Annotated in this window: 8 protein-coding genes; all 8 read left to right on the top strand. The window is 61.3% G+C overall.

Translation table 11 applies throughout. The features are described 5' to 3' along the window. Positions 1 to 352: 352 nt before the first annotated feature. The 8 genes from rpsB to rseP all read left to right on the top strand — a co-directional run bounded on the left by rpsB (position 353) and on the right by rseP (position 7,677). Positions 353 to 1,096, top strand: coding sequence for a 30S ribosomal protein S2 (rpsB, locus tag Q1L50_RS06820; protein WP_300336989.1), 744 nt, complete (start codon positions 353 to 355; stop codon positions 1,094 to 1,096). A 117-nt stretch (positions 1,097 to 1,213) separates the two neighbouring features. Continuing rightward, a complete protein-coding gene (gene tsf / locus Q1L50_RS06815) occupies positions 1,214 to 2,107 on the top strand; it encodes a translation elongation factor Ts (protein WP_300336986.1) in 894 nt (297 codons plus the stop codon). A gap of 50 nt (positions 2,108 to 2,157) precedes the next feature. After that, positions 2,158 to 2,880, top strand: coding sequence for a UMP kinase (gene pyrH, locus Q1L50_RS06810; protein ID WP_300336984.1), 723 nt, complete (start codon positions 2,158 to 2,160; stop codon positions 2,878 to 2,880). Between the two features lie 11 nt (positions 2,881 to 2,891). Next, a complete protein-coding gene (frr, locus tag Q1L50_RS06805; RefSeq protein WP_300336982.1) occupies positions 2,892 to 3,452 on the top strand; it encodes a ribosome recycling factor in 561 nt (186 codons plus the stop codon). 23 nt (positions 3,453 to 3,475) lie between these two features. Beyond that, complete coding sequence (gene uppS, locus Q1L50_RS06800) at positions 3,476 to 4,270, top strand: polyprenyl diphosphate synthase (protein ID WP_300336980.1); 795 nt, start codon at positions 3,476 to 3,478, stop codon at positions 4,268 to 4,270. Continuing rightward, positions 4,263 to 5,099 carry a phosphatidate cytidylyltransferase gene (locus Q1L50_RS06795; protein WP_300336978.1) on the top strand — a complete coding sequence of 279 codons (837 nt, stop codon included), beginning with the start codon at positions 4,263 to 4,265 and terminating at the stop codon, positions 5,097 to 5,099. Before uppS ends, Q1L50_RS06795 begins: the two co-directional genes overlap by 8 nt. Further along, positions 5,096 to 6,313 (top strand): 1-deoxy-D-xylulose-5-phosphate reductoisomerase, encoded by a 1,218-nt coding sequence (ispC, locus tag Q1L50_RS06790; protein ID WP_300336976.1) that lies wholly within the window; start codon positions 5,096 to 5,098, stop codon positions 6,311 to 6,313. Before Q1L50_RS06795 ends, ispC begins: the two co-directional genes overlap by 4 nt. Continuing rightward, positions 6,310 to 7,677, top strand: a complete 1,368-nt coding sequence (gene rseP / locus Q1L50_RS06785) for an RIP metalloprotease RseP (RefSeq protein ID WP_300336974.1) — start codon at positions 6,310 to 6,312, stop codon at positions 7,675 to 7,677. The genes ispC and rseP overlap by 4 nt, the downstream gene beginning before the upstream one ends. The last annotated feature ends 2 nt before the right edge of the window (positions 7,678 to 7,679 follow it).

Here is a 7,679-nt window from a genome sequence, read left to right as displayed (position 1 = left end):
CCGCTGTTGACTGCTCAGCGACCTTCAGCACGCTCTGGCGCAGGCTAACTCGCGCCTTGAGGTGCTCCAGCGTAGGGCAGAGCCCTGGCATCAGGTCGGCAAGAATTTCAATCGCGGAATTTGGGACAAGGCTGCGATTTGAACTTTCTGGGCGCTTGATGGTACTATTGTCGGGTTTTGCTGGCCGGTGTCAGCGAAACTGGAAAGCGTGCCCTCGTGGTACGCCGGGTCTGCCGCTGTGGCACACCTCACTACGCACATTCGCCTGTTCAAGGGTGCCTGTCTGGACAACACGACAGGCTGTAGCTGGGCGGATGGTGGTCCAACCCTGATATTGAGAGTAAGAAAACATATGTCTACAACCATGCGTCAAATGCTCGAGGCCGGTGTCCACTTCGGCCACCAGACACGATTCTGGAATCCCAAGATGGCGCCCTATATCTTCGGCGCGCGCAACAAGATCCACATTGTCAACCTCGAGAGCACGCTTGCCAAGTATAACGAAGCGATGACCTTCGTCCGAAAACTGTCTGCCAACAAAGGAAACATCCTGTTTGTCGGAACTAAGCGGCAGGCTCGCGAAATAGTCGCCGAGGAAGCGTCCCGTTGCGCTTCCCCGTACGTCGATCAGCGTTGGCTGGGCGGCATGCTGACCAACTTCAAGACCATAAAGCAGTCGATCAAGCGCCTCAAGGAGATGGAGGCCATGGTTGAAGATGGATCGCTTGAGCGACTCGGGAAGAAAGAGGCGCTGATGACCACGCGGGAACTGGACAAGATGCTCAAGTCGATTGGCGGCATCAAGGATATGGTCACGCTACCTGACGCGTTGTTCGTGATTGACGTCGGTTATCACAAGATCGCGATCACCGAAGCTGTCAAGCTGGGAATTCCAGTTGTCGCCGTGGTCGACACCAACCATTCGCCGGAAGGTATCGATTACGTCATTCCCGGTAACGACGACTCTTCGCGTGCGATCCGGTTGTACGCGCGTGGCGTAGCGGATGCCGTCCTTGAAGGGCGCAGCCAGTTTGTCGAGGAAATCATTGACGCCGTTTCGGGCGACGAATTCATCGAAGAAGCAAGCGACAACTGATTGACTGCCGCCCTGGCTGCGTGCGCGGGGAGTCGCCGCCGGCCAGACATGCGTCCTGAATCTGTTCAGTGAGGCGCTGCCGACTCTTCCGGCAGCGTATGCAAGTGGAGAATGAAAATGGCGGAAATTACCGCAAGCATGGTGAAGGAACTGCGCGAAAGAACCGACGCGCCGATGATGGAATGTAAGCGGGCCCTGACCGAGGCCGCTGGCGATCTCGGCAAGGCCGAAGAAATTTTGCGCGTGAAGCTTGGTTCGAAAGCCAGCAAGGCTGCCAGTCGGATTACCGCGGAAGGCGTTGTGGCGATCCACTTGTCGGATGATGGCACAATGGGTGCGCTGATCGAAATCAACTGCGAAACCGACTTTGTCGCCAAGAACGATGACTTCCTGAAGCTTGCCAGCAGTTGCGCGGCACTGGTCGCAACCGCCGACCCGGCCGATGTGGCTGCCCTGTCGGCCTTGCCGATGGGCGACGGTACGGTCGAATCGACGCGTACCGCGCTGGTCGGAAAGATCGGAGAGAACCTCTCGATCCGTCGCTTCGTTCGCATGCAGGCCAAGGGAAAGCTTGCTTCGTATGTGCATGGAGGCGCCAAGATTGGTGTTCTGCTCGACTGTCTGGGCGGTGACGATCAACTAGCCAAGGACTTGGCCATGCAGATCGCGGCGGGAAAGCCGAAGGCTCTCGACGCAAGCGGTGTCGCGCCGGATCTGATCGACAGCGAGCGTCGGATCGCCATCGAGAAGGCGAGGGAAGCCGGAAAACCTGAAGCGATGCTCGAGAAGATCGCCGAGGGTTCCGTGCAGAAATTCCTGAACGAAGTGACTTTGCTCGGTCAGGTCTTTGTCAAGGCCGAAGACGGCAAGCAGACCATTGCCCAGTTGCTCAAGTCCAAGGCTGCTTCGGTTGCTGGCTTCGTATTGTTCGTCGTGGGTGAAGGGCTTGCCAAGAAGAGCAACGACTTCGCTGCTGAAGTGGCTGCGCAGGCCGCCGCTGCCCAGAAGTAGTCGTCCAGCACGAGTGGCTGATCAGGCCTGACTGAAGGAGCACCATGCCGATGTCCGAGAACTCGCCGAGATACAAGCGTATCCTGCTCAAACTGTCCGGCGAGGCCCTCATGGGGGGCGATGCTTATGGCATCAACAGGCAAACCATTTCGGGGATCGTTGCCGAAATCAAGGTGATTGTCGACATGGGCGTGCAGGTCGGGGTGGTGATCGGCGGTGGCAACATCTTTCGCGGTGTTGCGCCGGCTGCCACGGGAATGGACCGCGCCCAGGCCGACTACATGGGGATGCTGGCAACGGTGATGAACGGGTTGGCGTTGCACGATGCGATGCGGGCTGCCGGAATGGCTTCCCGCGTGCAATCAGCGCTGAATATCGAGCAGGTGGTGGAACCGTATATTCGTGCCAAGGCGATCCGCTACCTGGAACAGGGCAGGACGGTTATTTTCGCTGCTGGTACGGGTAACCCGTTTTTCACGACAGACACCGCTGCCGCCTTGCGTGGCGCCGAAATCGGTGCTGAAATCGTGCTCAAGGCGACCAAGGTTGACGGTATATATTCGGCCGACCCCAAGAAGGATCCGTTGGCCGTTCGCTATGACCGGATCAGCTTCGATGAAGCCATCGCGCAGAATCTGGCGGTGATGGACGCCACGGCTTTTGCCCTGTGTCGGGACCAGAAGTTGCCGATCAACGTCTTCTCGATTTTCAAGCATGGGGCCTTGGAGCGGGTTACGATGGGCGAGAACGAAGGCACCCTGGTGTATTGCTGACGGAGACCGAAATGTCGATAGCTGATGTGAAGAAAGCTGCCGAGGTAAAGATGCAGAAGTCGATTGAGGCGCTCAAGACCGACTTGGCCAAAGTGCGGACCGGACGGGCGCACATCGGCCTGCTGGACCACGTGCAGGTCGAGTACTACGGCTCCCTGGTGCCGATCAACACGGTTGCCAACGTGACCGTGATCGATGCCCGTGCGCTTGGCGTACAGACCTGGGAGAAGGGTATGGCAGCGAAGGTCGAAAAGGCCATTCGTGACTGCGACCTGGGACTCAATCCGTCTTCGCAAGGGGAGTTGATCCGCGTTCCAATGCCAGCGCTGACCGAGGAACGGCGTCGCGATCTGATCAAGGTGGTGAAGGGCGAGGGGGAGGGGACCAAGGTTGCGGTGCGCAACCTGCGGCGTGACGCGATCGCCACTCTCAAGGAGATGCTCAAGAACAAGGAGTGCTCGGAGGATGAGGAACACCGGGCTCAGGACGACATCCAGAAACTCACCGACCGCTACGTTGCCGAGATCGACAAGCAACTCAGCCACAAGGAAACCGAGTTGATGGCCATCTAGAAGCTGTCGGCCGAGCAATCGAAATGGCTCTCTTTGGCAGCTCCACGCGGAACGTCCCGGCAACTTCAGCGGTGCCTAGGCATGTGGCGATCATCATGGACGGCAACGGACGATGGGCCAAGAAGCGCTTGTTACCGCGCTTTGCTGGCCATCGTCGCGGCGTCGAGACCGTCCGCGAGACGGTTCGGGCGTGCCTTGAGCGCGGTATCGAGTATCTGACGCTTTTTGCCTTCAGCTCGGAGAACTGGCGCCGGCCGGAAGAGGAGGTGTCGCTGTTGATGCAGCTCTTCAGGCGTGCCCTGAAGGACGAGGTCAGCAAGCTCCATCGCAATGGCGTACGCTTGCGTGTGGTCGGCGATCTGTCGCGTTTCGAGCCAGAGCTGCAGACGCTGATCCAGGTGTCGGAGCAGAGAACCGCCGCCAACGAACAGCTGATCCTGACCATTGCCGCCAATTACGGCGGCCGCTGGGATATCCTCCAGGCGGTCAGGCGGATGCTGATCAGCCAGCCGGATGCGAGCGGCGAGTGGAGCGAGAGCGACCTCGCGCCGCATTTGGCCATGAGTTACGCGCCGGAGCCTGATTTGTTCATCCGCACTGGAGGAGAGCAGCGGATCAGCAACTTCCTGCTCTGGCAACTCGCCTATTCGGAGTTGTACTTCACCGATGTACTCTGGCCCGAGTTCGACTCGGCGGCTTTCGATGGCGCGCTGGCCTCGTATCAGCAGCGTGAGCGTCGATTCGGGCGAACCAGCGAACAGTTGGTCGGCCATTCGCCGGCGACGCACTCTCCGACGGACTCGCGGATCGATGCTTAGGACGCGGGTTATTACCGCGGTCTTCCTGTTTGCGGCCTTCTTTCTTGCCCTCTTCTACCTGCCGCCTCTCGGGTGGCTGGTCTTCGCCACGGCAGTAGCCACTGTCGCTGCCTGGGAGTGGGGGGGCTTGATGCGCCTCGGTGGAGCGGCACGGATCCTTCTTGGCGTCCTGCTGGCCATTACCTGCTCGGGGATCAGCGCTCTTGAGCCGGCGGCGGTCGGCCTCGCCGCTGCTTCTCCCGAGGAGGCATGGCGTCTGGGGGCGTGGTTCTACCTGCCGGCTGCCGTCTGGTGGCTGCTGGCCGTGCCGATCTGGCTGAAACGGCGCTGGTCCTTGTCAAACCATGGCGTCGGTCTGATGATCGGCATCCTGCTGATTCTGCCGACCTGGCTGGCGCTGGTGCAGCTGCGGCAGGCCGGGCCGCCAGCCTTGCTGGCGATCATGGCCGTCGTCTGGCTGGCGGATATCGGCGCCTATTTCACGGGGCGACGTTTCGGCAAGCACAAACTCGCACCAAACATCAGCCCGGGAAAGACCTGGGAAGGGGCGGTTGGCGGTGGCGTCGCGGTCGTCGCCTACGGCTTTCTGGTGTCCTCGAAGCTGCCGGCGACGCTGTCTGACAATTACCTGCTGCTGCTGCTGATCATGATCCTGTTGACGGTGATCAGCGTCCTTGGTGACCTCTTCGAGTCGCTGCTCAAACGCCAGGCGGGCCTGAAGGATAGCAGCAACGTGCTGCCGGGCCACGGCGGTGTGCTCGACCGGATCGACAGTCTCACGTCGACCCTGCCGCTGGTCGCCCTGGTCTGGCTGGCGACCGCGCATTGAGCGCTTCCGGGGGCGTCGTGCAAAATCTCACCATCCTGGGGTCGACGGGTTCGATCGGGGTCAATACCCTGGATGTCGTTCGCCGTCACCGGCAGACCTACCGGCTGGTGGCCCTTTGCGCGCATCGTCAGGTCGACCTGCTGTTCGCGCAATGCGTCGAATTCCAGCCGCGTTACGCGGTGCTTGGCGATCCGGCACTGGCCGCAGACCTCGCGGCGCGCCTGCTTGCAGCCGGCTGCCGGACCGAGGTGGCATGGGGCCCCGACGCGCTGCTGCGGATGGCCCAGTTGCCGGAAGTCGATGCGGTGATGGCGGCCATCGTCGGTGCCGCCGGGTTGCCGCCGACCTTGGCTGCCGCCGTCGCGGGCAAGAAGATCCTGTTGGCCAACAAGGAGGCGCTGGTCATGGCCGGCGCGGTTTTCATGCGCGCCGTTCGTCATAGCGGCGCCGTATTGCTGCCGATAGACAGTGAACATAACGCTATTTTTCAGTCTCTCCCGACGGGTTATTCAGGTAATTTAGCAGATAGCGGCGTGCTCGGCCTGTATCTCACCGCCTCGGGTGGGCCGTTTCGAACCTGCGCGCTCGACGACCTCGATTCGGTCAGCCCCGAGCAGGCCTGCGCGCATCCGAACTGGGTCATGGGACGAAAGATTTCGGTGGATTCGGCTACGATGATGAACAAGGGTCTGGAGATCATCGAGGCGCACTGGCTGTTCAACGTTCCCGCCGATCGCATCGAGGTCGTAATTCACCCGGAAAGCATCGTCCATTCGCTCGTCCAGTACGCCGACGGCTCGGTGATCGCCGAACTCGGCAATCCGGACATGCGGACGCCGATTGCGCACGCGCTGGCGTATCCAAGGCGCATTTCGGCTGGCGTCGAGCCGCTTGATCTGTTCAGGGTCGCGTCGCTGCACTTCGAGAGGCCGGACTTCGGGCGTTTCCCGTGTCTGGCTCTTGCCTATCGTGCGCTGGCGGCAGGGGGTTGCGCGCCGACCACACTCAACGCCGCCAACGAAGTGGCGGTGCAGGCCTTCCTCGACGGGCGGATCGGCTTCACGGTGATCGCTCGCGTGATTGCTGACGTCATGGACCGCCTGCCTGCGAACTGCGCACTGGACTCGCTGGCGGATGTCCTGGCCGCCGACCGGATGGCTCGCGACGCCGCCCGGGCCTACATTGCGGACCTCACGACGCAGGCCTCGCGGTGAGCGGCTTCCTCTACTACCTGGCCGCCTTTGCTCTGGTTCTGGGAGTTCTGGTGGTGGTCCACGAGTACGGGCACTATCTAGCCGCACGCTGGGCCGGCGTCAAGGTTCTGCGCTTTTCGGTCGGCTTCGGACGGCTGCTCTGGGCGCGGCGCTTTGGCCGGGATGGCACGGAGTGGGCAATTGCCGCGTTCCCGCTGGGCGGCTACGTCAAGATGCTCGATGAGCGTGAGGGCGACGTTCCCGCGGCGGATTTGCACCGGAGCTTCAACCGGCAGCCGGTTTTGAAGCGGATGGTGATCGTTGCTGCTGGACCGCTGGCCAACTTTCTATTGGCCATCGTGCTGTACTGGGGACTCTTCTGGCACGGTACGGAGGAATTCAAACCATTGCTCGGCGCGCCGGTCGCCGCGAGTGCCGCCGCGGCAGCCGGACTGGAAAACGGCGAATTGGTGCTGAAGGTTGCCGGTGAGCCCGTTCAAACGTGGCAGGAAATGCGTTGGGCCTTGCTGGAAAGAGCGGTCGACGCCGACGAGGTCGCCCTCGAAGTGATCAACCCGCGCCGGGAGATCAGCATTCGCCACCTTGACGTCTCGGCTGTCCGGCGCTCGGGCTGGGAGGGTGACGCGCTCGACAGGCTGGGAGTTGCTCTCCACCGGCCCAGCCTGCCGCCCGTGCTTGGCACGGTCAAAGCGAATAGTGCGGCGGCCGACGCCGGCCTGCGTCTTGGCGACGAGGTGCTCTCCGTCGATGACTATGAGATAGACAGTTGGGCCGATTTTGTGCGCATCGTTCGCCAGTCGCCCGGCAAACGGTTAGCTCTTGAGGTGCTCCGCGATGGTCAGCCGATCGCCATCGCGCTGACCCCGGCAACGATCGACGAGCAGGGCGAGGAGATAGGCCGGGTGGGCGTTTCGGTCAGCGATGGCGATCGGGCGCGAGCCGCGTTGATGATTACCGTCAGCTATGGGCCGGTATCAGCGTTGCGCAAGGCAGTCGTCGAGACCTGGGACAAGTCGGCGTTCACCTTGCTGATGATGGGCAAGATGATTACCGGCGAGGTTTCGTGGCGCAATATCAGCGGACCGGTGACCATTGCTGACTACGCTGGCCGCTCCGCGAGACTCGGTCTCGACTACTATATCAAGTTCATGGCGCTGGTCAGCATCAGCCTTGGCGTCCTGAATCTGCTGCCGATCCCGATCCTGGATGGGGGCCATTTGCTGTATTATCTCGTCGAAATCATCAAGCGTGGGCCAGTTTCCGAGCGCACCATGGAGATCGGTCAGCAGATCGGTCTGGCGCTCCTGCTCATACTGATGGCTTTCGCTTTCTACAACGACATCAATCGACTGATTTCCGGCTGAAC

It is taken from the genome of Accumulibacter sp. (assembly GCF_029255145.1).
GTDB lineage: Bacteria > Pseudomonadota > Gammaproteobacteria > Burkholderiales > Rhodocyclaceae > Accumulibacter.
The sequence above is the reverse complement of the archived record's forward strand: the minus strand, read 5'-3'. Positions and strand labels throughout refer to the sequence as shown.

Coding starts and splice junctions, on each gene's coding strand:
- rpsB (WP_300336989.1), top strand. CDS start 353: ATGTCTACAACCATGCGTCAAATGCTCGAGGCCGGTGTCCACTTCGGC.
- tsf (WP_300336986.1), top strand. CDS start 1,214: ATGGCGGAAATTACCGCAAGCATGGTGAAGGAACTGCGCGAAAGAACC.
- frr (WP_300336982.1), top strand. CDS start 2,892: ATGTCGATAGCTGATGTGAAGAAAGCTGCCGAGGTAAAGATGCAGAAG.
- pyrH (WP_300336984.1), top strand. CDS start 2,158: ATGTCCGAGAACTCGCCGAGATACAAGCGTATCCTGCTCAAACTGTCC.
- uppS (WP_300336980.1), top strand. CDS start 3,476: ATGGCTCTCTTTGGCAGCTCCACGCGGAACGTCCCGGCAACTTCAGCG.
- Q1L50_RS06795 (WP_300336978.1), top strand. CDS start 4,263: ATGCTTAGGACGCGGGTTATTACCGCGGTCTTCCTGTTTGCGGCCTTC.